Source organism: Thiovibrio frasassiensis (assembly GCF_029607905.1).
Lineage (GTDB): Bacteria > Desulfobacterota > Desulfobulbia > Desulfobulbales > Desulfurivibrionaceae > Thiovibrio > Thiovibrio frasassiensis.
Window position 1 is genome coordinate 2,708,547 of sequence record NZ_JAPHEH010000001.1, and the last position, 23,443, is coordinate 2,731,989.

The 23,443-nt window shown below is 56.2% G+C and carries 16 protein-coding genes; 2 read left to right on the forward strand and 14 right to left on the reverse strand.

The window, feature by feature from the left end:
- Positions 1 to 15 precede the first annotated feature (15 nt).
- The 5 genes from OLX77_RS12670 to ileS form a co-directional block, all read right to left on the reverse strand.
- Positions 16 to 306: a nucleotidyltransferase family protein gene (locus OLX77_RS12670; RefSeq protein WP_307633975.1), complete on the reverse strand. Its 291-nt coding sequence runs from the start codon at positions 304 to 306 to the stop codon at positions 16 to 18.
- Positions 307 to 839: 533 nt separating this feature from the next.
- The gene (locus tag OLX77_RS12675) at positions 840 to 3,668 is read right to left on the reverse strand and encodes a metallophosphoesterase (protein WP_307633976.1); all 2,829 of its coding nucleotides are present in this window, start codon (positions 3,666 to 3,668) and stop codon (positions 840 to 842) included.
- 428 nt (positions 3,669 to 4,096) lie between these two features.
- Entirely contained in the window at positions 4,097 to 5,038 is a 942-nt protein-coding gene (gene fabD / locus OLX77_RS12680) for an ACP S-malonyltransferase (protein ID WP_307633977.1), read from the reverse strand.
- A 70-nt stretch (positions 5,039 to 5,108) separates the two neighbouring features.
- Positions 5,109 to 5,606 (reverse strand): signal peptidase II, encoded by a 498-nt coding sequence (gene lspA / locus OLX77_RS12685; RefSeq protein ID WP_307633978.1) that lies wholly within the window; start codon positions 5,604 to 5,606, stop codon positions 5,109 to 5,111.
- Positions 5,603 to 8,395: an isoleucine--tRNA ligase gene (gene ileS / locus OLX77_RS12690; protein ID WP_307633979.1), complete on the reverse strand. Its 2,793-nt coding sequence runs from the start codon at positions 8,393 to 8,395 to the stop codon at positions 5,603 to 5,605. The genes lspA and ileS overlap by 4 nt, the downstream gene beginning before the upstream one ends.
- 377 nt (positions 8,396 to 8,772) lie before the next feature.
- On the opposite strand from ileS, the gene OLX77_RS12695 reads away from it, so the two are divergent.
- Both OLX77_RS12695 and OLX77_RS12700 read left to right on the forward strand, forming a co-directional pair.
- Entirely contained in the window at positions 8,773 to 9,531 is a 759-nt protein-coding gene (locus tag OLX77_RS12695) for an ATP-binding protein (RefSeq protein ID WP_307633980.1), read from the forward strand.
- Between the two features lie 203 nt (positions 9,532 to 9,734).
- A complete protein-coding gene (locus OLX77_RS12700; protein ID WP_307633981.1) occupies positions 9,735 to 11,624 on the forward strand; it encodes a flagellar hook-basal body complex protein in 1,890 nt (629 codons plus the stop codon).
- A gap of 653 nt (positions 11,625 to 12,277) precedes the next feature.
- Here the strand turns inward: OLX77_RS12700 and OLX77_RS12705 are convergent.
- From OLX77_RS12705 to fliF, 9 genes are all read right to left on the reverse strand, one after another.
- Complete coding sequence (locus OLX77_RS12705; protein ID WP_307633982.1) at positions 12,278 to 14,701, reverse strand: flagellar hook-basal body complex protein; 2,424 nt, start codon at positions 14,699 to 14,701, stop codon at positions 12,278 to 12,280.
- A 41-nt stretch (positions 14,702 to 14,742) separates the two neighbouring features.
- The gene (locus OLX77_RS12710) at positions 14,743 to 15,411 is read right to left on the reverse strand and encodes a flagellar hook assembly protein FlgD (RefSeq protein ID WP_307633983.1); all 669 of its coding nucleotides are present in this window, start codon (positions 15,409 to 15,411) and stop codon (positions 14,743 to 14,745) included.
- A gap of 20 nt (positions 15,412 to 15,431) precedes the next feature.
- Complete coding sequence (locus OLX77_RS12715) at positions 15,432 to 17,207, reverse strand: flagellar hook-length control protein FliK (RefSeq protein WP_307633984.1); 1,776 nt, start codon at positions 17,205 to 17,207, stop codon at positions 15,432 to 15,434.
- Between the two features lie 457 nt (positions 17,208 to 17,664).
- On the reverse strand, positions 17,665 to 18,159 hold the full coding sequence (locus tag OLX77_RS12720; protein ID WP_307633985.1) for a MotE family protein: 495 nt from the start codon (positions 18,157 to 18,159) through the stop codon (positions 17,665 to 17,667).
- A gap of 37 nt (positions 18,160 to 18,196) precedes the next feature.
- Entirely contained in the window at positions 18,197 to 18,646 is a 450-nt protein-coding gene (gene fliJ / locus OLX77_RS12725; protein WP_307633986.1) for a flagellar export protein FliJ, read from the reverse strand.
- A 12-nt stretch (positions 18,647 to 18,658) separates the two neighbouring features.
- Positions 18,659 to 19,999 (reverse strand): FliI/YscN family ATPase, encoded by a 1,341-nt coding sequence (locus tag OLX77_RS12730; protein ID WP_307633987.1) that lies wholly within the window; start codon positions 19,997 to 19,999, stop codon positions 18,659 to 18,661.
- Between the two features lie 41 nt (positions 20,000 to 20,040).
- Positions 20,041 to 20,787 carry a FliH/SctL family protein gene (locus OLX77_RS12735; RefSeq protein WP_307633988.1) on the reverse strand — a complete coding sequence of 249 codons (747 nt, stop codon included), beginning with the start codon at positions 20,785 to 20,787 and terminating at the stop codon, positions 20,041 to 20,043.
- Complete coding sequence (gene fliG / locus OLX77_RS12740) at positions 20,780 to 21,805, reverse strand: flagellar motor switch protein FliG (RefSeq protein WP_307633989.1); 1,026 nt, start codon at positions 21,803 to 21,805, stop codon at positions 20,780 to 20,782. The genes OLX77_RS12735 and fliG overlap by 8 nt, the downstream gene beginning before the upstream one ends.
- A 3-nt stretch (positions 21,806 to 21,808) precedes the next feature.
- Positions 21,809 to 23,422: a flagellar basal-body MS-ring/collar protein FliF gene (gene fliF, locus OLX77_RS12745; RefSeq protein WP_307633990.1), complete on the reverse strand. Its 1,614-nt coding sequence runs from the start codon at positions 23,420 to 23,422 to the stop codon at positions 21,809 to 21,811.
- Between the last annotated feature and the right edge of the window lie 21 nt (positions 23,423 to 23,443).

Below are 23,443 nucleotides of genomic sequence, written 5' to 3' on the forward strand. Positions count from 1 at the left end.
AATCGCCATTCCCGTTCAGACACTGATCGCCTCCCGCTCAATGAACGGCCGCAGTTCCGGGCGCAAAGCCTTTTCGGTAACCAGGTCCACCGAGTAACCCAGAGCGTCTTCAAGATAAAACTGCACCCCGAAATAGCGTTGCGAAGTAGCCGGGCCATCGAAGGCAACCAACACATCCACATCACTGCCTGGACGCACTTCATCACGGGCCATGGAACCAAACAAAACCAGCCGGACAACCCCGAAGCGTTTCGCCAGTTCGGGTTTGGCCCTGGCAAGCACCCGCAAGGCATCGCTGCGTTTCATAATTACACCTCCTCGGCCTGTAATGTCTCCGCCTGAAATAAGGTAACAGGGTCAGGGACAAGCGTCAAGCAAACGGGGGAGGGAAACGCCTCCTGCAACTTACCCCCCTCATCCGAACCAAGGGAGCCGCAACTCTTCTATAAGCATGATTTTTGACAGAGAAAACCAAGGATTAAGCGAAGAAAGCACTTATCTTTTTGGAAGATTATACTGAGATATCAGACAAGTAGCTTGGCCAACCCCGTTCCCCGTTCCACTTTAATGGCAAGTGCCAAGAATAAAGATTTGACCCCTTAGTTGCCCGGATGAGATTTTTCGTGATGTTCGCGGGAAATAGGTATTATGTCCCCGGAATTTGTTGCCGCCATACCAATGCGGTTTGTGAGTATTTCTAACGCTAAGGTTACTTGCGCCGCCAAAAACCTTACCGCGCCAGCGTCATATACATTCCCGGCGTCAGGTTAACCGACTGGTTCGATATTCATCTTTATCAATACTCAACACTCAAGACAGTGACGAGATCAGGCCACTTTTTATCCAGAGGCCGACATGGTTGCGAAAACCAACTTCCGCAAGCCATCATAAGTAAGGGTAGTCGTTGACGGGAGCGTAGAAGCAACTTCAGCATCAACACCTATGGCTTCTGCTGCAATAACACCTTGCCGGAACAAATTGAACGCGTTATCCACATCAGGCTCTATCGCCCCATCCGCCAAGGCTTCTTTGATATGATTTTGGAAATAACCACTCGTCTCTGAGTCAAGATGGAGCTGCTGACCAAGAACTGCAACTGCTATCTGTGCATCGCGGAAAGCTGTTTCATGATAGTTTACAAACAATTCCCCGAAGCTTACTCCTAGACCTGCCAAGTTCATTTTCGCATCGTCATTATTTACACGGCTTTGGTTAGGGACGTTATCACTAATTGCATAAGCCGCAAGTAATGCACCCTCCACTTGATTATCCTTGGCGCCTTCAGCAGTTGCCCACTCACAGAAGAAAGTCCGATCTTTTTTCTCAAGTTTGCCCTGTGACTCACGAAATAACTTTACGGCCGACTCTGGATCTCCTGCTTTTCGATAGAAGTTTGCCAGACTTGTAAGCGTCATGCGATTTTCCGGTTCACAAGAGAGAACATCGCGGGCTATCTCCACGGCCAATTCAATTCTCTCTTTGTTAAAAAAATGCTGCGGCAAACTGTAACGCCAGTCGCCGAGCTGCGGAACACGGATACCCTCCTTGAAACTATTTATAGCCGACATTGCAAGAGTTTTAAAAAGCGCTCCAATATCTGTAGAAAAATCATTTTCAAGAACGGAAACCAGCGCGGTTGCTATTCGCTTGTGTCGAGTAAAAATAAACAATGATGTGCCTGTAGCCGCTGCCTCCTGTCCAAGTGGGGCGAGCACATGCCGATGTAATTTTTCTAAAGGACAAGATAGTGCTTGGGACAACACGGGACGGGACAAGAATTCCAATCCTTCAGAGTGCATGGCGGCAATAAAGGCAAGAGCATTCCTCAGGGTGCCACCGCTTGGTATTTTTCGCTGCCCAAGCCTTTCCAGCATCAGACGTGCATGGTTGTGCAAATCACTCCCGTGACGGACAGCGAGAAGCGCTCCGAAGAAAGCACCTTGATTTGACCTTGCTTCTTCTCGGGCTTGCCGTTCGAGAATATCGACACGCTGTTCTTCAGGTATTTTGGCAAGATCGCCCAACCCTCGGGCACCAAAGACATTCCACGCTTTGACTATTGCTTCTGCATCCTCTCCGTCAAGACCTGCAAGGCGCTCCTGTTGAAAGGTACATACACTTGTCCAGTTTTCCAGATTGGCTCTCGACGCTAGCCAATCTGTATCCCGGGAGGCCAGTAAAAAGTGAACCCTTCCCTGGAGCTCAGCGGGAATTTTCTGGAGAATAACGAAAAGATCTTTCGCGATACGATCGGCCTCGTCCAACAAAACTAACCAGCGATATTCCGCGGCCAACAAAGGCACGAGGGCATTCCATTCCATTGGAGCCGCATCGTCTGTCCGTTGTAAGATACGCCATCCGGGTTTTTCCTTTGTCATCTCCCAAGCCGCTTGGAGCAGAGCTGTGGTTTTTCCTTCACAACCCGCAGCCAGCAAGAGAGTGACGATAGGACGAGCAGAGCCTTCGGCCTCTTGGAGATGCGCAGCAAGCGCCCCGACAATTTTTCGCCTGGGAACAGAAGTGGATAGGGCCATGGGCCAACTAGGAACTGCACCGTTAAAAAATCTAATAGCCCTCTCTTCTTCTAAGGGTTTAAAGTATTGGCTCAATACTTTGGGGTCAAAGACACCCCATCCTTGAGGAGGCTGTACATTTGGTTGTGCCGCGCTTTTAACTATATCTAAAGCCCGCGACGTATCTGGAAGTGGATAAATCCACCAGTCTCCTTTCCGGTGATTTTCGTGAAAAGCATCGGTTGCGGGAATCCACGCTTGTTGGTTTGGCTCCCACTTCCGAGGTTGAAGGCGTAATTCTTGCGCATCCAAATCCAGTTCGGCCCAAACAAGACCATTACGCCACATTTCACCCTCTCTCGCCCGAAAAGCAGCACCGGATTGGATGGCTAAAAACTGGTGGCCTCCTCCATATGTTGGTTCCGCCCAGGCATCATGCAGATGACCATGCAGATACAAGACATGGCTCTTCCCAAGAAGACTTTTGAGAGGCTTCTGTTCTGCTGGAATAAACCAGTCGATGGGATGATGTCCCAACACGATACGAACTTTAGCCTCGCTAATTTCATCCAAGACTCCTTCGAGCAAAGCTTTGCCAGGGGTAAGCTTCCGTTCATCGTGATTGTCTTTACTCAGCCATGCCGTGTTGAGGCCGACGATTCCAATTCTATTACCGCGGATGTCAAGCTGATGGGCAAAGGCTCCCTGCTCTTTAAGCAAATCACCCTTGGTTGGACTAAAGTCGTTTTCCACGAATGCGTTGAATCGCGGGAATAGTATTTCACGAAGTTTGTTGCCTTCTTGGTTAGGATCGAAATAGCGACTTTTGGGGGCAGACATTTCTTCTCGACTGAAAGCTTGATGATAGTCGCGGTCTGCATCGTGATTTCCGGGTACCGCAAAAGTCCGGGAAGAGATATCACCGCTTATTACTTCCTGTAGAGAAGATACAAACTCAAGCCAAAATGTTTCGTAATCGCAGGCTTTCCCCTTATCTGTCAAATCGCCGGTAAAAAATATAAAATCAGGGACAAAGCCTTCATCTTTTCTCTGGCGGACGTGTTCAATAATATAGTCGAACATTTTTCTGCCAGCATAGTCATCCTTCCCAACGTGAAAATCTGATAGATGAAGCCAGCGAATTAGTGAAGTCATTTTTCCCGGAATGCCTTTGGAATTTATTTATGCAGTCAAATTGTCACGTGGTTATCGAACATTAATATTATACGGATTTCCTCTTTTGCCCCTGGCTATCGTCTTGCTTACCCCAAGAAAGGGGAAACAAGGCTAATCCTGACGCATTGCATGCTCGAATTTTCCTGATTGCGGGGCAATGTGGGATGTTATGCGGAATACGGATAAATCGTGCGAATTCTTATTCATCCGCTGTTTCGCCGCAATTTCTGGCCAGCATATGCACCGACAGCTACAATCGCATGCACCTAACAGATTGTCAATGCAGAAAAAATACGGATATTACTGGTATGGCCGGGGAGAAACAGGGGGGATTTGAATGGATAGGCAGACAAGGCGGGAACCCGAACAGGATTTCCCGCCTTTCCCCCTTCGGACTTGCGGTTTTCTTACAGCGCTTCCAGCATCTTCGCCAGCCCCTCGGGGGTGTCGAACTGGAAGCAGCGGTGTTCGTAGTCAGGCGGGATGATCTTGCCCAAAAGCCCGGTGAGCACCGTCTTGGGGCCGACCTCGATAAAGACCCGCACTTCCTCGGCCATCAGCTTCTCCACAATCTCCAACCAGCGGACGGTGGAGGCGATCTGACGCGCCATGATCTGCCGGATCGCGGCAGGATCGCTCTCGGAAGCGGCAGTGACGTTGAAGAGGACCGGCGTGGCCGGGGCGTTGAAGGTCACCTTGGCCATGGCCGCCTCGAAATCCGGGACCGCGCCGGCGATCAGCTCGCTGTGCCAGGCGCCGCTCACCTTGAGGGGAATCGCCTTGCCGCCCTTCTCCTTGACCAAGGGCGCGGCAACGGCAAGGGCCGCTTCCTCGCCGGAGATCACGACCTGTTCGGCGGAGTTGTGGTTGGCCACGGTGATCTTGCCGGCAGCCTTGGCGCTTTCCACGATCCCGCGCACCGCCTCGATGGGCAGTTTCACCACGGCCTGCATGCCGCCGGGATTTGCGGCAGCCTCGCGCTCCATCAAGCGGCCGCGTTCGGTGACCAGAGCCAGGGTCTCCTCGGGACTGACGATCCCGGCGGCAGCAAGCGCTCCGTATTCGCCCAGGCTGTGACCGGCAAAAAATGCCGGTTTCACCCCGGCCTTAGCCAGGGCCTGCCAGCAGATGAGATTCATCACGGTCATGGCCGGTTGCAGATGCACGGTGCGGGTCAGCTCCTCCATGGGACCGTCCTGGCAGAGGCGGGTGAGCGGGAAGCCGCTGATTTTTTCCGCCATACCCATGAGGGCGCGGGCATCAGCGTCCGTTTCCAAAAATTCCTTGCCCATGCCCAAAAACTGGGAGCCCTGCCCCGGAAAAAGAACCGCTATCTTTGCCTCTGCCATGCCCGAAATCCCCAAATTCTTTTTTTAATATTGATCACTGCCAAAGGGTGCAGAAATCCCCCGCACCGCTTCATTTTTCACTTTCTTTCGGTGGATACAAAATGGTGCCAAGAATGAACAGGCCGACCCCGACGGTGATGGCCGAGTCCGCCACATTAAAGGCCGGCCAATGGTGCGTGCCGACATAAAAATCCAGAAAATCCACCACCGCCCCGAAACGCAGCCGGTCGATAAGATTGCCCGCCGCCCCACCGGCAACCAGGCCGATGGCGTGGGCAAAGATCTTGCCCTGACTGCGAAATTGCCGGTAGGAAAAAACCATAATCCCAATGGCGACCACGGCCGCCCCGACAAAGAAGACCTGCCGCCAGATACTCTGGGCCCCGGCCAGCATGCCGAAGGCCGCCCCGGTGTTGGTGAGATAGGTCAGGTTGAACAGACCCGGAATGACGGGGCGCAACTCATACATGGCGAAATACGCCATCACCAGACCCTTGCTCAACTGATCGAGGAGCACCACTGCCAGCAGCCAGGCCAGCGGAATAATGGGCAATTCGTTCTTGTTCAAATGGCCACCACCACACTGGTACAGCGGGGGCAGAGGCTGGGATGCTCAACATCGCTGCCCAAGGCCTCGGAACGCAGCCAGCAACGCTCGCATTTTTCTCCCCTGGCGGAGCGGACCAACACGGAAAGCTCAGGCAGTTCGCTGCTGACAAAACCAGGCTCCGGCAGAACCCCCATCAGCTCCATGCGGGAAACAATGGCCACGCTCTGCAGGGTTTCCCAGTTGGCTGCCAGGAATTCACCCAGCTCGCCGGATGCGGCCACCACCACCTCCGCTTCCAGGGAGTGGCCGATAACCTTGTCGCGCCGGGCAATCTCCAACGCCTTGGTCAATTCGCCCCGCACCCGCAAGACCTTATCCCACTTCTCGGCCAGCGCTTTGTCCGCAACCCGTTCCGGCTTCAATGCCGGGAAGAGAGCGACACAGACATTGTCCTCCCGCTGGGCTCTCCCGGGGAGAAATTCCCAGAGCTCGGCGGACATGAAGGTGAGAACCGGGGCCATGAGCCGGGTCAAGCCATCGGCGATCTCGTAGAGAGCGGACTGAGCGGCCCGCCGTTCGCGGGAATTGGCGGGCAGGGTGTAGAGCCGGTCCTTGAGCACATCGAGATAGAGGGCGGACATGCTCACCGTGCAGAAATTGGTCAAGCCGTGGAAGACGGGATGGAACTCAAAGCCATCGTAGCCCTTGAGCACCTTCATCTTCAAGAGCTCAAACTGATAGAGGGCCCAGCGGTCCAACTCGTCCATCTCGCTGTCGGGCACCAGGTCCGTGGCCGGATCAAAATCGTAGAGATTGCCGAGGATGAAACGCACCGTATTGCGGATCTTGCGGTAGGCATCGGCCAGCTGCTGGAGAATGGTGTCGGAGATCTTGATATCGTCGCGGTAATCCTCGGAGGCCACCCAGAGGCGCAAGATCTCGGCCCCATATTTCTTGATGATCTCCTCCGGGGCGATGACGTTGCCGATGGACTTGGACATCTTCTTGCCCTGGCCATCCACGACAAAGCCATGGGTGAGCACGGCCTTGTACGGGGGAATCCCCCGGGTGCCTATTGAGGCCAGAAGCGCGCTTTGGAACCAGCCGCGATGCTGGTCGCTGCCTTCCAGATAGAGATCGGCCGGGGCCGCGAGCTCGGGCCGTGCCTCCAAAACAGCGGCATAACTCACCCCCGAATCGAACCAGACATCGAGGATGTCTTCTTCCTTGATAAAGTCGGTGGAGCCGCATTTTTTGCACTTGGCGTCAGTTCCGATGAAATCGGCCAGTTCATGGCTGAACCAGGCGTCGGCCCCTTCTTTTTCAAAGAGAGCGGTGATCCGGTCCATGATGGTCTCGTCGTTGAGCACCTCGCCGCACTCGCCGCAATAGACCACGGTGAGGGGCACGCCCCAGGCGCGCTGGCGCGATAAGCACCAGTCCGGCCGATTTTCCACCATGCCGAGGATGCGCTCCATGCCCCATTGGGGGATCCACTTCACGTCCTTGATCGCGGCCAAGGCCTTATCGCGCAGGTCGTTTGCCTCCATGGAGATGAACCACTGCTCGGTGGCCCTAAAGATCACCGGCTTCTTGCAGCGCCAGCAATGGGGATAGCTGTGGGAGATCTTGGTCTCCTGGATGAGCGAGCCCTGCGCCGCCATATCCGCGGTGATCTGCGGGTTGGCCTCGAAAATAAAGAGCCCGGCATAGGGCCCGGCCTCCTCGGTGAAACGGCCGTCGTTGCCCACCGGCGAGAGGACGGGCAGGTTGTAGTTGATCCCGGTCATGTAATCTTCCCGGCCGTGGCCCGGAGCGGTATGCACGCAGCCGGTGCCGGTGTCCAGGGTCACGTAATGGGCCAGGACCATGAGCGACTCGCGCTCCAGAAAGGGATGGCGGCATTTCTTGCCTTCCAGCAACTTGGCGGAAAAGGTGGCAATAATCTCATAATCGCTGATACCCCAAGCTCCCAAGGCCTGTTCCGCCAAGCCCTCGGCCAGGATCAGCACCTCGTCGCCCACCCGCACCCCGACATAGGGGTAATCCGGATGAAAGGCCACAGCCAGGTTGGCCGGCAGGGTCCAGGGGGTGGTGGTCCAGATCACGGCCGAGACCTTCTCATTGGCCAGAGCGGGAATAACCGCGCCGAGATCTTCGGCCACCGGAAACTTCACATAGATGGAGGGCGAGGTGTGGTCGTAATACTCCACCTCGGCCTCGGCCAGGGCGGTCCGGCAGGAAGAACACCAATGCACCGGCTTCTTGCTGCGGGTCACCGCGCCGGAGAGGAGAAAGCGGTTGAACTCGCGGGCAATGGACGCCTCGTACTTGAAATCGATGGTCAGATAGGGGGAGTCCCAATCGCCCAGCACCGCGAGGCGCTTGAACCCCTCCTTCTGCTTCTTGATCCATTTTCCGGCATAGTTCCGGCAGGCGCCCCGGAAGGCGAGCTTGCCGATCTCGCGCTTCTTGGGACCGAGCTCCTTATCCACGTTGAGCTCGATGGGCAGACCGTGGCAATCCCAACCCGGCACGTAGGGGCAGCGAAAGCCTGCCATGCGCTTGGCCCTGAGAATGATATCCTTCAAGATCTTGTTTAAGGCGTGACCCATGTGGATATTGCCGTTGGCATAGGGAGGGCCGTCGTGCAATACGTAGAGGGGCCTGTCCGCGGTCTGTTCCTGCACCCTGGCGTAGAGATTGGCTTCTTCCCAACCCTTGAGAAACTCCGGCTCCCGTTGGGAGAGGTTGGCCTTCATCTTGAAATCGGTTTGAGGCAGGTTCAGTGTCGCCCGATAATCCATGGGTGATCTCCATCTATTTTAAGGACTTAAGGTCTCTCTCGTAAGGACTGAGGTCAAGCAGACAAACATACCAGCTCACCCGCAAGTTGCAAGGGTAAAATCGCCGGGATTTCGGGCGCTTCGCCCCATCGGCCGGCTTTGGGTTTGACATTCCCGGTCCTGCTTCCTATATTGGGGTTGCTTCCTTGCTAAGCGATCAACACCTTCGCGCATGGTAAGCAAGACACCCTTTGACAGGGCTCTCCGGAGCTTGCCGAAGGGCTCAGGGCGAGCGGAAGCAACCAATTGATCGTTCGTCCTGAGCCTGTCGAAGGACGGTACAAATACAAAATTAACAGCAAACCGGATGCACCATCCGTTCACCCTGGAGAACACAGATGCCAAAAATCATTGCCCTCGCAGGCAAGGGCGGGGTCGGCAAAACCACCATTTCCGCCCTGCTCATCAAATACCTGACCGAAAGGGGCATGACCCCCATCCTCGCCGTGGACGCCGATGCCAACGCCAACCTCAATGAACTCCTGGGGTTACAGGTCAACACCACCATCGGCCAGATCCGCAAGGAACTCAAGGGCGACATGCCGCCGAACATGACCCGGGACCAGTACATGGAGATGAAGGTGCACCAGTCCCTGGTGGAAGCCAGCGGCTTCGACCTCATGGCCATGGGCCAGCCCGACGGCCCCGGCTGCTACTGCGCGGCCAACCAGCATCTGGCCATGACCATGGATCATCTGGCCGACAACTACCAATACATCGTGGTGGACAACGAAGCCGGCATGGAGCACTTAAGCCGCATGAACCTGCGGGATATCGACTATCTTATCGTGGTTTCAGATCCCTCGGCCCGAGGGATCATGACCGCCAAACGGATTGCCGAACTCACCGGCCCGCTGGGCGTCAAGATCAAGAAAAAATGCCTCATCGTCAACCGGGTGCCGGAACCGGCCAGTGCGGAATTGCTGGCCAAAATCAAGGAGACGGTGGAATCCACCGACCTGCCCCTGGGCGGCCTTTTGCCCGCGAGCAACGAACTGGTGGCCCAGGAGATCGCCGGCAAATCCTACCTGAAGCTTGAGGCTGAGGTTCCCGTACTACAAAAGGCCTTTGCCATCTTCGACACGTTTCTGGAATAGCTTGATAGGGGCAATCCTCCTCTTTTTCCCCGACCGGCGGAAAAATTTACCCGGTCGGGAAACAATGGTCCGGCCGCAAAAAACACCTAACTCACCAAAATAAATACATATATATATAAAATTCGCCTCGATATTTCATTTGGCATGGGTCTTGCTTTACATCAGTGCGGCAGCTCCATACCAAATATCACACGAGGCAGACCATGGAATTACTGGCATCTTTCTACAACGGACTCAGCGGCGTCAACGCCATGGGCCAAAAGCTCAACGTTACGGCCAACAATGTCGCCAATGTCAACACCAATGCCTTTAAATCAGGACAAACCCTGTTCGCGGATGTCTTTGAAACCACCCTTGGCTCCCTCTCTTTTGGCCATGGCGTCCAGCTCGGCCAACTCGGCACCTCCTTTACCTCCGGCATGCTCGAAACCACCGGTAAGGCAACGGACATGGCCATCAGCGGCCCCGGCTTCTTCATGGTGCGCAGGGATGATGCCACAACGCCGGACACCTACACCCGTTCGGGCAATTTCAAGCTGGTGGATCATCTGGGTACAGAGCCCAACGCCTACAATCTGGTCACGCCAACCGGGCAATTTGTGCAGGGCTACAACCTGAGCGCCAGCACCGGCTCACCCACCACGGTCAGCGATATCCTGGTCAAGAGTATTGCACCCCAATCGGCAACCAGCGCGGTACAGCTTGTGCTGAATCTGCAGAACAATCCGGCGCTGGTTGAACCCGCCGCCAGTCCGGTCAGCCTCTTTGACAGCTGGAACGGCACCAACACCGCCCAGCCCATTGCCACCTCCAATTACGATTATAAAACATCACTGAAGATTTACGGCCCCGGCGATGAGAGTGCAGGATTCAGCACCCCCTCGGACACTTACGATCTGACCGTCTATTTCGACGCAACCGCGAATCCCAACGAACAGGAATTTCTTGTTACCTGCAACCCCGCGCTGGATCAGCGGCTGAGCACGAGCGGCACCAGCTACACCAACACACAGGGCGCCGGGGCTCTGCTCTATGGCGTCCTCTCCTTTTCCAACAACGGCGCTCTGAACAACATCCAGTGCTGGAACGTGCCGCCCGACGGCAATGTCGATCCGACCACCCCAGCCAATCTGCTCACCCTTGCCAGGGGCGAATCCTATTACAGCTTCGACTTCAACTTTACCGGCACACCGGCCAACAACTCTTCCACCCTGAGCTTCGGCAATACCCCGAAGCCACAGAGTGTGGTCAGTCCCGCCGCAGCCTTCAGCTCCGCCACGACCTCGTCTCTTGTCAGCGCAACCTCGCCCTGGAGCACTGTTTCCGATGCTCTGGGCAACACCGTGCAGGTCGGCGACACCATCACCCTCCAAGGCACTACCGGAGACGGAACCGCCGCCGCATACTCATACACGGTGGATGCCACCGAGACGGTGGCGGATTTCCTGACCGGGTTGGAGAACCAGTTTGCCTGTACGGCGAGCATCGTCAACGGCCAGCTCACCCTCACCGACACCGAGGTGGGAGCGAGCCAGCTGGCGATCTCCTCGCTTACCCACACCAACGCCGGCGGAGCCACCCCGCTCACCGATCCGACTATTGCCCAGATCTTCGGCGATCAGAGTGCATCCTTCACCGCCAGTCTCGGGGACCTGTATCAAACCTCGGGCCTTACCACCACCAACTATGCGAGTTCTTCCTCAATGCTCTATCAAAGCCAAAACGGCTACGGCAAGGGCAGATTGCAGGATATCAGCGTGGACAGTCAGGGTTTTGTCACCGGGCAATACTCCAACGGGCAGAACATCACCCAGGCCCAGCTGGTGTTGGCCAACTTCATGAACCTGCAAGGGCTGCGAAATATGGGCGACAACAACTTCGTCGCAACAGATGAGGCGGGCATTGCCATGATCGGGACAGCCGGCGATTCTTCCTTCGGCACCGCCAGCAACTATACCCTGGAATCCTCCAACGTCGATCTCGGTCGGGAAATGGTGGATGTCATCACCACCCAGCGTGCCTTCCAGGCCAACGCAAAAAGCCTTTCCACCGCCGACGATATGTACGAAAAACTGATCCAAATGATCAGATAACCCGCCTCTGGGGGCTAAACAGGGAAGTCTCCCCGTTTAGCCCCCACCACCATTGTCCAATCCGCCCCTGCTTACCAAGATCGCTTCCCCCACACCCAGCTATTCACATCGAACGCTCAGATACACTTCTGCCCGCCACTGCCAACAGATATACTTTCGGCCCTTCATCATCTCCCCGAGAACAGTTACGTCCCTCCACACTTGGCGATAATTCACCCCTGGCATTACCTGCCCGTCCGCTCTTAAATCAAGAAACCCATAGCACCTCAAACAGCGCCCAAACCCGGCATTCCTCCACTCTTCTTCACTCCTCACTTGACAAGAATAACGGCTCTCTTCCCGGTTTTTCCGGACAGTTACGCAACGTTGTCACCCAAGTCTTCCCATCTTGACAAGAGAGTATCAGGCCCTCTGGCTTACAAACCAAACACGCAATCAACCGCATCTTTGCGTCAATGCATACATCAAACAGAGAGAAGCACTGCCACCGTATTGAGAAATACTCTTCTGGTAATTGCCAGGAATGGCTCACAAACCAGTCCGTCACCATAACATCGTTGCTCACCGCCCATTTCCCCTGCACCGCACAAAAAAAACGGCTGTCCGGAATATTCCGAACAGCCGATACAGGCAGGAACCCTGTGAACTACTGCTTACCGCTTGATGTTGATCAGATCCGCAAGCATCTCATCGGTGGTGGTGATGATCTTGGAGTTTGCCTGGAAACCGCGCTGGGTGGTGATCAGCTTGACGAATTCAGCACCGAGATCCACGTTGGACTGCTCCAGCGAGTTGGGCGAGATGGAACCCAGGCCGTTGGTCTCGGGAGGACCGGTAATGGGCGCGCCGGAAGCGGTGGTTTCCCGGAAGACATTGCCGCCCTCCTTGCGAAGCCCTGCCAGGTTATTGAAGCTGGCCAGCGCCACCTGGGCTCTTTCCAGAACCTGGCCGTTGGAGTAATTGCCGGTGATAACCCCGCCGGTGTCCACGGAAACCGACTGGAGAAAGCCCGCGGCAAATCCGTTTTGATCCTGGAAGATGGTGGTGGAGCTGTTGGCGTACTGGGTGGTGGAGAGCGCCTCGGTGCTGAAATTGATGGACTCCGTACCGCCGACCCGACTCCCGTCCTCGTTGGTGGTATCAGAGAGAACACTGGTGAAATCGTCCGTCGCCAGCACAGAGAAAGGTCGGGTTCCCGAAGCCGGAGTCGAAACATCGGTAATGGTCAGCACACTTTGATATCCGGCGGCAGCGACATCATCGGCCCGCCGGTCGGTAAGCACCAGCCGACCCGCGGCATCAACGGAGGCCTCGGCATCAAACTGCTCTTCCAGGAAAGAGAGCAAATCCTGCATGGTGGGAGGATTGTTGGGCGCAGTGAGCGGGGAGCCGAAACTGGTGCCCGCTGTAAAGGCTGCGACAACCGGGGTGCTGTCGCCACGCGTTCCGGTAAAAGTTATCACATCCCCGACCACAAGAGCCGATGGTACCCCTTTAGTGTCCCATACGCTGGTCAAGGGGGTGCTAGAGGTGATCGGTGTTGTCCCGCCGGAACTGGTCACGGCCCGAGCCGGAGAGACCGCCTGCCGTTTCGAGGTGGCGACATTAAAGGTATTGGCAATGAGAGACGTGTCCCCAAAGGGATTTACCCCGGCAGAAAAATCAAACCTGGTCACGGCCATGCCGCTGGGACCGCCGGTATCGTCGGTCATCTTGATCTTGCCCGCCGCATCGATGGTGCAGGTGCAGCCGAAAGCCGTATCCATGGCGTCCAGCAGATCCTGGACCTTGCCGCCCGCAGTAAGCGCATAGACGGTAGGAGCAACCACAGCCCCGACATGATTATAGCCGCCGAAGGTCACATTCGCCGGGGCAGTCACCAAGGTTCCGGCGCTGTCATACACCGTGTTCCACAGGGTTTCCTTGGTGATGGGCGTTGATTGTCCGGCACTGGAATAGGCGGCACCGTCGGTAACCAGTATCTGCTGGACCTCGGTGGCCTGACCGCTGTAACGGGCGCCGAGATTCAGGGCTACCTGCTGGTTGGTTGCGGCGCCGGTGAAATTCGCCTCAAACATATAGTACTGCTCCGTATTGCCCAGGAAAAGACGGTTGGTATCCTGGGCCGGATCCACCGCGCCGTCGGGCGGCACGTTCCAGGCAGAAATGTTACTGATCGCACCGGAGGTGGAAAAATCAATCACCCCATACTGCAGGGCTCCGGCGCCCTTATGATTCAGAAAATTGTAGGCGCTGTCCGGGGTATAGATGGAGGCCTCGTCATTGGTCCCGTCCAGGGCGCCCGCTGCGTCCCGACCGGTGCTCAGCACCCGCTGGTCTTCACTGGGCTCGCAGGTCACCAGATACTCCCACTGGTTATCCTTGGTGGTCCGGTCAAAATAGACGGTAAGATCATGGCTCGCTCCCACGGAGTCATAGACCTTGATGGCGGTCGTATACTCGTAGGCATTGGCATCGATGGGCGAAACAGGCACCGGCAAGGAAGGGTTGGTGCCATTCCAGGCGTCATAGAGGCGAAGCTCCGTGGCCTCGTTGTTTTTCCGGGAATCCACGTTGGCGATAACCTGGATACTGGTGGTTGCAACCGGCGGAGTGGTCTTGCCGATATTGATGTCGCCGATGGTGCCCTGCCGCTCGCCGGAGGTGGTATCCAGGGTCCAGCCCTGAACAAAGTTGCCGGTGGGGTTGACCAGAAATCCCTCCTTGTCGAAACGGAACTCACCGGCCCGGGTATACATATCCGCCTCGGCACTGCCCGCGGCCCGGAGCATAAAGAAGCCCTGGCCGCCGATGGCCAGATCGGTGGCGGTGGAGGTGGACTCAAACGAGCCCTGGGCAAAGATGCCGTCGATGGTGGTCATGGTCACACCACGGCCGACCTGGGCCGCGCCCGCGGCGGTGGCGACGGACTGGGAGAGAACGTCCTGAAAGGTGGCCCGGCTCGATTTGAAGGCGATGGTGTTGACGTTGGAAACGTTATCACCCAAAACGCTCATGGCGTTGCCCATGGTGCTGAGACCACTGATACTTGCGTACAACGAACTTGAAACACCCATACTCTACCTCCTGTTTACTTGTTCTGAATTTCTTGCGGGTCTCACTTCACCACCAAGATATCTGCCACATTCATGGGGATGGATTTATCCACAGTCACCTGGGCCGTGGCGCCATCAAAATTCACGCCGGTAACCGTGCCGGTTGAACGGTAATCCACATCTACTTTCTGCCCCAGAGCATTGATGGCCACCACATTGTAGGTGTACAATCCATCGGCGACCACGGTGCCGCTGGGGGTGGTCGCATCCCAGGTCAAATCATGGCTCCCGGAGGCGGCATAGCCGAGTTCAACGGTGTCCGCCATTTTGCCGGCCGCGTCATAAATCTCAATCCTGCAGGATTCGGCGGCATCGGCCAGGATATACTGGGTAGTGGAAACCTTGCCCTCCACCACGCCCATGGTATTGCCGCCGCCCTGCACCTCTTTGCCGATCAGGGTCAGGAGCTGAAGATTGTTCTGGGACACCTGGTAGCCAAGCAGTTTCTCCAGGTTATCGGACATCTTCATCGTTGCTTCCATATTGGAAAACTGGGCGAGCTGCGAGGCCATGTCCGTGCTGTCCATGGGCTCCAGAGGATCCTGATGCTGCATCTGGGTGATGAACAGGGTCATGAAATCGTTACGGTCCAAGGAGCTCTTGCCCACGGTCGTCAAGGCCGTGGCATCCTGGGTGGGGAGCGTCGAACTAGTGGTTGCTATGGTGGTCATTGTTTGTTCCTCTTGTATGCTTAGGCAAACAGATCAACGCCGTTTTCCCGGCTGTTTTTCGGCTGCGCCCGCTGGTAGAGAATATCCTCAGGTAGATCCGCCAAGGAAGTCCGCCGCTGGCTTGCCCCCTTTATCAATGAAGCCGCCTGGGACTGCTGCCAGGTTTCGTTGCTGTCCGTGTCCTTATTTAAAGAGACCATGCATTCGCCAAGGGCAAACCCCTGCTTTTCCATGTTTTCCTTGAACTGCTCCAGGTTGCTTTCCAGCACCTCTTTCACCCGGGAATTCTCCATGGCAAAAGAAACCGCCACCTGATTGTCACGCACCGTCATCTCAACCTTGACCTCACCCAGCTCCTTGGGATAGAGCTTGAGAACCAGATGATGTTCCTGATTGCGCAGCCCCTGGAGCACGCCCTGGGAAAGCTGGGCGAAACTTTGCTGCTGGAGGGCCGAAGGGAGATTGGGAATATGGACAAACGGCCTGGCCGCCTGGCTTGCAACAGCAGCCGGAGAAACAGCCTCTGTCTTGGCCGATACCCCCCCTTCACTTTGGAAGATGGTGCTGTTTTCCGAAAAAAGTTCACCGCTGACAGGACCGTTTTTGTTTTCTTTTGCACCCATCGCGTCCCGGCCCATCCCAAGAATAGGCGCGGCGGTTTCCCCTTCAAGGAGGGGTGCGGCCTCCGCATTTTGCGCGGCAACCAACTCCTCCGCCTGGGCCAATTTTTTCTCCAAAGCCGCAGCCGCCTGACCATTTCCCTGTTGGACCTTGACCTTGGAAAAGTCCACGCTTTCCATGAGCTTTTCAAAAACAGAAACCAGCGTGCCCTGCACGGCGGAATTAAGGCTCGGGCCCTTGGTTTCAAAACCGGATTTGGTCAGGACCTCCTGGAGGTCGGTAAGAAATGAAACCGGGTCCGCCTGCAGCCTGTTACCCTTTACCTCTTGAATGGCCTGCGCCAGCATTTCTTTCAACCGGCTCAAGGTGAGGGTTACCGGCGGCCCGGTCTCCACCAAGCCCTCAACAACCGGGAGCCGCTCCGGCAACAGGGCTCGCTGCAACTGCTGCGACACCCCGGCATTGGCAAGAAGATTCTGCAACTCTTCCGCTTCCAAAGAAGTGATATCGGTGATTCCATCGCCAGTCACCGCCTGCAGTTCGGATAAGAACTTTTGCAGATCAAGGGTGTTATCCCCACGCACCGCAGCTTCGCTGATCTTGCTTACTTCCGGGACAGGCACGCCAAGGCGCTCGAGAAAGCTCTGGAGGAGCGGCAGATCGGTTTCCGGCGTGGTCACGGGCACTTGATCCTGCAAGGATTGGAAATGACGGGAAAAAGAGGCAAGAAAATCGGTAAGAGACACCTTGCCGTCCTGGTTCTTCATTTTGTCAAGGAGCGCGGTCAGCTGGCTTTCATTCATCCCGGCATCCTGGGCGATTTTCTGCAGAAGCTCCGGGTCGGGTACCGGAAAAGACCATTCACCGACCCCCTGTTTTTGATCACCTGCGGCCTTCTGCAGGTCCTGAACAAACTGACCCAACAGGGCGGCTATCGTGGTTGCTTCCTCAGGAGCTTCCTTCTGCACCGAAGCGGCGGCAGACTCCTTCCGCTCGGCGGCTGAGTTAGCAGCACCCTTCGCTTTTTGCATGCCGAGGAGATTGCTCTTGCCCCGACGTTCCGTGGCCATCTTCTTTTCCATATAATCGGAAAAATTCGAGCCGGCCTTCTTGCCGACGGAGCTTTTTACTTCAACCGTCGCCGTTGCCTTGGAGGCCTGCACAATAGGATTCATGAGTGCGTCCACGTAATCTCCTCACTGAAAGATTGATCTTGCCTGCGCGCTCAAAGGGAACGCGCTTGCCAATGAGATATAGCAAAAGGTGTGCCACGCCGAAAACAACCGGCCGGAAAAACTCTTTTTTAAACCAAAAAACAGTCAGTTAAGACAACAGCCCGGAAAGAGGCTTACCCTGATAATGCCCCTTGGGAGAGGCGGGAGAGGAAAAGAATTCCGCCCTGAAAAACGGTTAGAGGGATGCGGGAACTGGGAGAGGAAAGAATTGCCGGGAATTCGCGGAAATGGGTGCAAGAATACCCTAAAGACAGGGGAATAACTGCTTCACGCAGTTCTCGCGGCGAGGAAAACCCCGGATATAACGAAACCTGGCTCTAGAGAAAAAAAAGTAAAAAAAAGCCCCTCCGGCGCAATGCCGGAAGGGCAAAAAAACATCAAAGCGGCCAAAGACTCCTCAGGGCAGGCCAAGAAGCCTGCTCACCCGCACCGCCTTATCCTGAGTAAGCTTAGGGATAATCTTTGCCACCGCCTCAGCCTTCATGGCTCGCAAAATCTCCACCACCTCACCATCCTCCATCTTGTCAAGCAAGGGAGCCACCTTGGAGGCACTCATGACGCTATAAATCTTGATCAGATTCTTAAACTCCTTGTCCTTGCCCGCACCCGCCCGACCGAGCTGCCCCTTGAGTTCCTCCTGCAGGGCATTGAGTTGGGTGAACTTCTCATCCACCTCCTTGTTCAGGGCGTTGAGCTCCTTCTCTTTCTCGGCCAACGCCTTTTCTTTTGCCGCCAAGGCGTCTTCCCGCTCTTTCAGACTGGCGGAAACGGTGATCTCCTGGGGCGAAAGTTTGACCGGAGTTTTTTGCTCGGTAAAAGCAGGAATGGAAGCCGCCAAGATCAGCAGCACAATGAGAAATGGTATGAGGTACCTGCGGTGGTGTTTTTTCATGATATCATCCGGGGGTTCAATGGCCCCTCTTCCCTGCTCAGTGGAGATTACCCTTGCGGCCGAAACGAAGCACCATCTGCTCGTCCGCCTCGTTCTGCTCTTTCTTCAATGCGGCCTGAAGGTATTTTTGATAATCCCGCTCCCTGGCCTTTTCCATCACCTTTTTATCCCGCATCTTGGCAGCCAACTCATCCCTCGCTTGGGCAACTGCTCCCTGCTGGGCCTCGACCACGCTGGTCCCAGCCTCGATCTCCTCCTCTTTGTGAAAGATCCCTTCCACACGAAGGGCGAAGAGAGGCGCAACCATAGCCCTTTGCTTTTCTTCTTCAAACTCAGCAATCAATTTCTGCCGCTGCTGCTTCAGCGCGGCAAGCCCCCGCCGGTATTCCTCCAGGCGAGTGATCTCCTTGGCAAGTTTCTGCTGGGCAAGCTCTTCGAGATTGCGCCGCAAGCCAAGGATCGTTTCAAGCTTGAAATGATACGCCATGGCACCCTCTCATCATTCGCCCGCACCCGGAACGCTCTGGCCTTCCGGGGTAAAAATCGCCGCCAGCTGCCGAGCACTCTCCGCAAAGGAAACCTTTTCTTCCACCTGCTGCTTGAGATAGCCATTCAACCGGTCGATCATGACAATGGCGTTGTCGATTTTCGGATTGCTGCCCTTGGCATAAGCGCCGATATTGATCAGGTCTTCAGCACGACGGTAGGTGGACATAACCTCCAGGAATTTATGCGCGGTGCGCACCTGCTCCTTGGGAACCACATCGGTCATACACCGACTGACGCTGCCCATGACCTCGATGGAGGGGTAATGCCCCTGGCTCGCCAGATCACGACTCAAAATAATATGGCCGTCCACAATGGAGCGCACCGCATCGGCGATGGGCTCGTTCATGTCGTCGCCCTCCACCAGCACCGTGTAGATGCCGGTGATACTCCCCTTGCCCATGCAGGTTCCAGCCCGTTCCAGCAACTTGGGGAGCTGCCCGAAAACAGAGGGGGTATAGCCGCGGGAAGTGGGCGGCTCGCCGATGGCCAGACCAACCTCCCGGCTGGACATGGCAAAACGGGTGACGGAATCCATCATCAGGATCACATCACGGCCCCTATCCCTAAAAAACTCGGAGATGGCCGTGGCCAGATAGGCCCCGCGCATCCGCACCAGGGGCGGCTGATCCGAGGTAGCCACCACCACGACGGAACGGGCCAGCCCCTCGGGGCCGAGATCCCGCTCGATAAAATCCTTCAACTCGCGGCCGCGCTCACCGATCAGGGCGATAACGCTGATGTCGGCCGCCGTATGCTTGGCGATCATGCCGAGCAGGGTACTTTTCCCCACCCCGGAACCGGCAAGAATCCCGATACGCTGCCCCTTACCCAGGGTCAGCAGACCGTTGATCGCCCGCACCCCCACGTCCACCGGCTCAAAAATCCGCTCCCGTTCCATGGGATTTAAGGGCTCGGCATAGAGGGGATAATAGGACTCAGGCTGGAGCGGCCCCTTGCCGTCCATGGGGTTCCCCAACCCGTCAATAACTCGACCCAGCAGGGATTCTGCCACCGGCACCCCGGCCTGGCCGCCGACCAGACGGATGGCGCTGCCCGGTTCAACCCCGCGCATCTCACCCAGTGGCATGAGCAGGACCCTGCCCTCCCGAAAGCCAACCACCTCGGCCAGCACCGTGCCTTTACCCTTAAAAACCGAAACCTCGCAGATACTGCCCACCGGGATCCCGGGTCCCAGGCTCTCCAAAACCATACCAATGACCTGGTTCACCCGGCCGCCCACACTGACCAGCGAGGTATCCCGCGCAACCTGGAGGCAGTGGGAAAGATTCATGGAGTCATCCCCAATAAAAGTCTCGGAAAGAGCGCCGACACTTAAGCCCCTTCCCGGTCTGTGATATCCGCAGCCATGGCCGCGAGAAAGGCCTGCTCAACCGCGGCATAGAGCCTGGCCTTGCTGTTTTCCAAGGTGGCATCGATCTCACCGAAGTCTGTTTTCAAAAAACAGCCGCCCACCGCAATGTTCGGATCCTCGACAAGCTGGATCCGGTTCTTGCCCTCGATCAGACGGGAATCCTCCAGGCTCGCCTTTTTCAAGCGCAGAAAATCGTCTCCGTGGAGATGGATCCGCACCGTGGAGTTTTCCACGACAAATTCCATGGCCTGCTTGAGACAGGCCTGGATAACCAGGGGATTCACGGAAACCTCATGATAGACCAGCCGATCCACCATGGCGGTAATCAGGGCGAGCATGCTTTCCTCATGCTGACGAAGGACGGCTGCCCGTTCTCCCTCCAAGGCACCACACAGCGCGGCAAGCTCTTCCCGCTGCTGCTCGTACTGGGCCAAACCTGTCGCCTTACCTTCGGCCTCCCCCTTGGCAAGCCCTTCGGCATACGCCTCCTGCCTGAGGGCGTCCGCCTGATCCCCGGCCTGACGCAGAATTTCCGCGGCTTCTTCCATGGCAATTTCCTGGGGCGACTTTGGCTTCTCAAGCGTCTTGGCTGCGGCACTGCCGGGCTTGGCCTGCCAGAAATCCTCAAAGGAGAGAAACTCGTCGGTTTCCATGCTTGGCGCCACCTGCACCGCACTCTCCTGCTGCAACTTGATAACCTTAGACAAATTCGTCCTCGCCGCCGCCACCGGTCATCAGCTGGATCTTGCCTTCCTGCTCGAGACGTTTGGCGATCTTGATTATGGCCTGCTGGGCTCCCTCGACATCCTTGACCCGGGTCGGGCCCATGATTTCCATGTCTTCCTTGAGCATTTCCACGGCACGGGAAGACATACAGCCAAATATTTTTGTCTTGAGATCTTCGGAGGCGAGCTTGAGGGCCAGCTTCAGGTCATCGGTGCTGACCTCTTTAAGAACAGCCTGGATACCCCGATCATCGACGGTCAGGAGATCTTCAAAGACAAACATGAGGCGACGGATTTCATCGGCCAAATTTTCGCGCTGCTCTTCAATCCCTTCAAGAATAGAGGCCTCCAGGCCGCGATCGGCGTTATTCAGGATTTCCGCCACCGCCTCGACCCCGCCGAGACGCTGGCCCTCCATGCCTTCGACGGAAAGCAGCTCCTCCTGCAGGACCCGATCCACATCGACCAAGATCTCGGGGCTTACCTTGTCGAGCTCCGCCATGCGCATCATGACTTCCACCTGGATATCCTCATTGAATTCCATGAGGATCTGGGCTGCCTGGGTCGGCTCCAGAACAGAGAGGACCAGGGCCACGGTCTGGGGATGTTCGTTGCGGAGAAAGTTGACCAGCACCTTGGGCTCGAGCTTACGCGCCTTCTGAAAAAGAGTCAGCTTCCAATCTGAGCGAATCTCTTCAAGGATCTCACTGGCCTTGTCGCTGGTCATCGCCCGCTTCAAAGCGGCCTCCAGCAGCTCGTTGCCGGAAAGAAAGATATCGGTATCGCCGCTGTCGCTCTTGAACTCATTGACCAGGGCGGTCAGGTCGTCTTTATCAACCTTGTCGATCCTGGCCATCTGCCGACCGACATGCTTGATATCCTCGGGATCGAGCCGCTGGAATACCTGGGCGGCAAAATCCTCGCCCACGGTGAGCAGAAAAACCGCCGCTTTCTCCGGGCCGGTGAGGGATTCACCGGCCTTTTTTTCAGATTTACTCATGGATCAGGCCTCTTCACGTAACCAGCGGCGGACCAAATCCGCAGCCCGATCAGGATCGCTTTGGGCCAGGCGGTAAATCCGCTCCTGGTCGGTGAGCCCACGAGGGGCAAGGGTAAAGTCTTCTTCCTCGACGACACCTTCGCCGACCGCAGGACCATGGCCGCCAAGCCTGGAGACGATTCCGCCGGCGCGGGTCTCCATCTGTTTGGCGGCGAGAAGCTTCAAGAACGGCTTGACGACAAAGAGGATCACCAAAAACGCAACCAGCAGATAGACCAGGGGCATGGCCAGCCATTCCGTCATTGCCCGCCATTTTTCCATACTATCCACCTCCGGCTCAGGAACAGAGGAAAGGGCAAAGGGCAGACTCGCCACCTCCACCTGATCGCCCCGCTCTTCATTATAGCCAATGGCGTTTTTAACCAACTTGTCAAGATTCTGCATTTCCTCAGGGCTGCGCGCCTGGTATTTTAGACTTGTCTTCCCATCCTTGTCAACGCTCTTTTCGTAGGTACCATCGACCATAACCGCAATGGACAATTTTTTGACAGCCCCGCCCTTATCCTGAACATGTTTGGTCTGCTTGCTGATTTCATAATTACGGGTAACATTGTTCCGATTGTATCCGGCCGCGGCCGCACCACCCCCGCCACCCTCCTCGGCATAGGTAGCAAGCTCGCCCTTAACCCCCGGTATTCCTTCGGCATTGGCACCGCCACGTTGATCGTTTTCAGTGAGCATCTGTTCGCTGCGCACCACCTGAGCCTCGGGATCAAAGGTTTCCTCGGTCCGTTCAACCTTATTGAAATCGACATCCGCAGTGACCCGCGCCCTGACCCGATTGACACCAACCACTTCCTCCAGCATGGTTTCCACCTTCTGCCGCATGGTGTCTTCAATCTTTATCTGGTACTCCAACTGATTGCCGGTGAGGATCCCCTCGCCATCCCCCTGTTTCCGGTAGAGCAATCGACCGCTGGTATCAACCAGGGTGATATTTTCCGTGGTAAGCCCGGGAACCGCGCTGGCCACCAGATTGACAATACTCTGAATCTCATGTTGGTTGAGTTTTTCCCGGCCGCGCAAGCGGACACTGATCGAGGCGGTGGGAGGCTTTTCATCCTCGATGAACACCGACTCCTTGGGGGTGGCGATATGCACCCGGGCCTCGGTAACCTGCTGGAAAGTCCTGATGGTTCTGGCGAGCTCTCCCTGCAAGGCGCGCTGATAGTTCAAGCGCTGAACAAAATCGGTCTGGCCGAAGCTTGTCTCGTTGAAGATCTCAAATCCAACGCCGCCGCCCCTGGGCAACCCCTCGCCGGCCAGACTCAACCGGATCTCATACACCTGCGAGGCCGGAACCATGATGGCCCCGCCGTCCTCGGACAATTTATAGGGGATACGCTGATCCTTGAGTTTCGTCACCACCTCGCCGGCATCCTCCTGGGTCAGTCCGGAGAAGAGGACCTTGTAGGCGGTTTCCTTGCTGGCGGTGGTCAGGGTCAAGAGTCCGCCAACCACCACGGCAATCACCACGATTCCGAGAATCTTCTGGGTTATGCTCAGGCCCTTGACGATGGAAGCGATCTGCTCAAGAATTTCTTTTGGGGTAGCCATGTTCTGTTCCTTTGCCTAAGA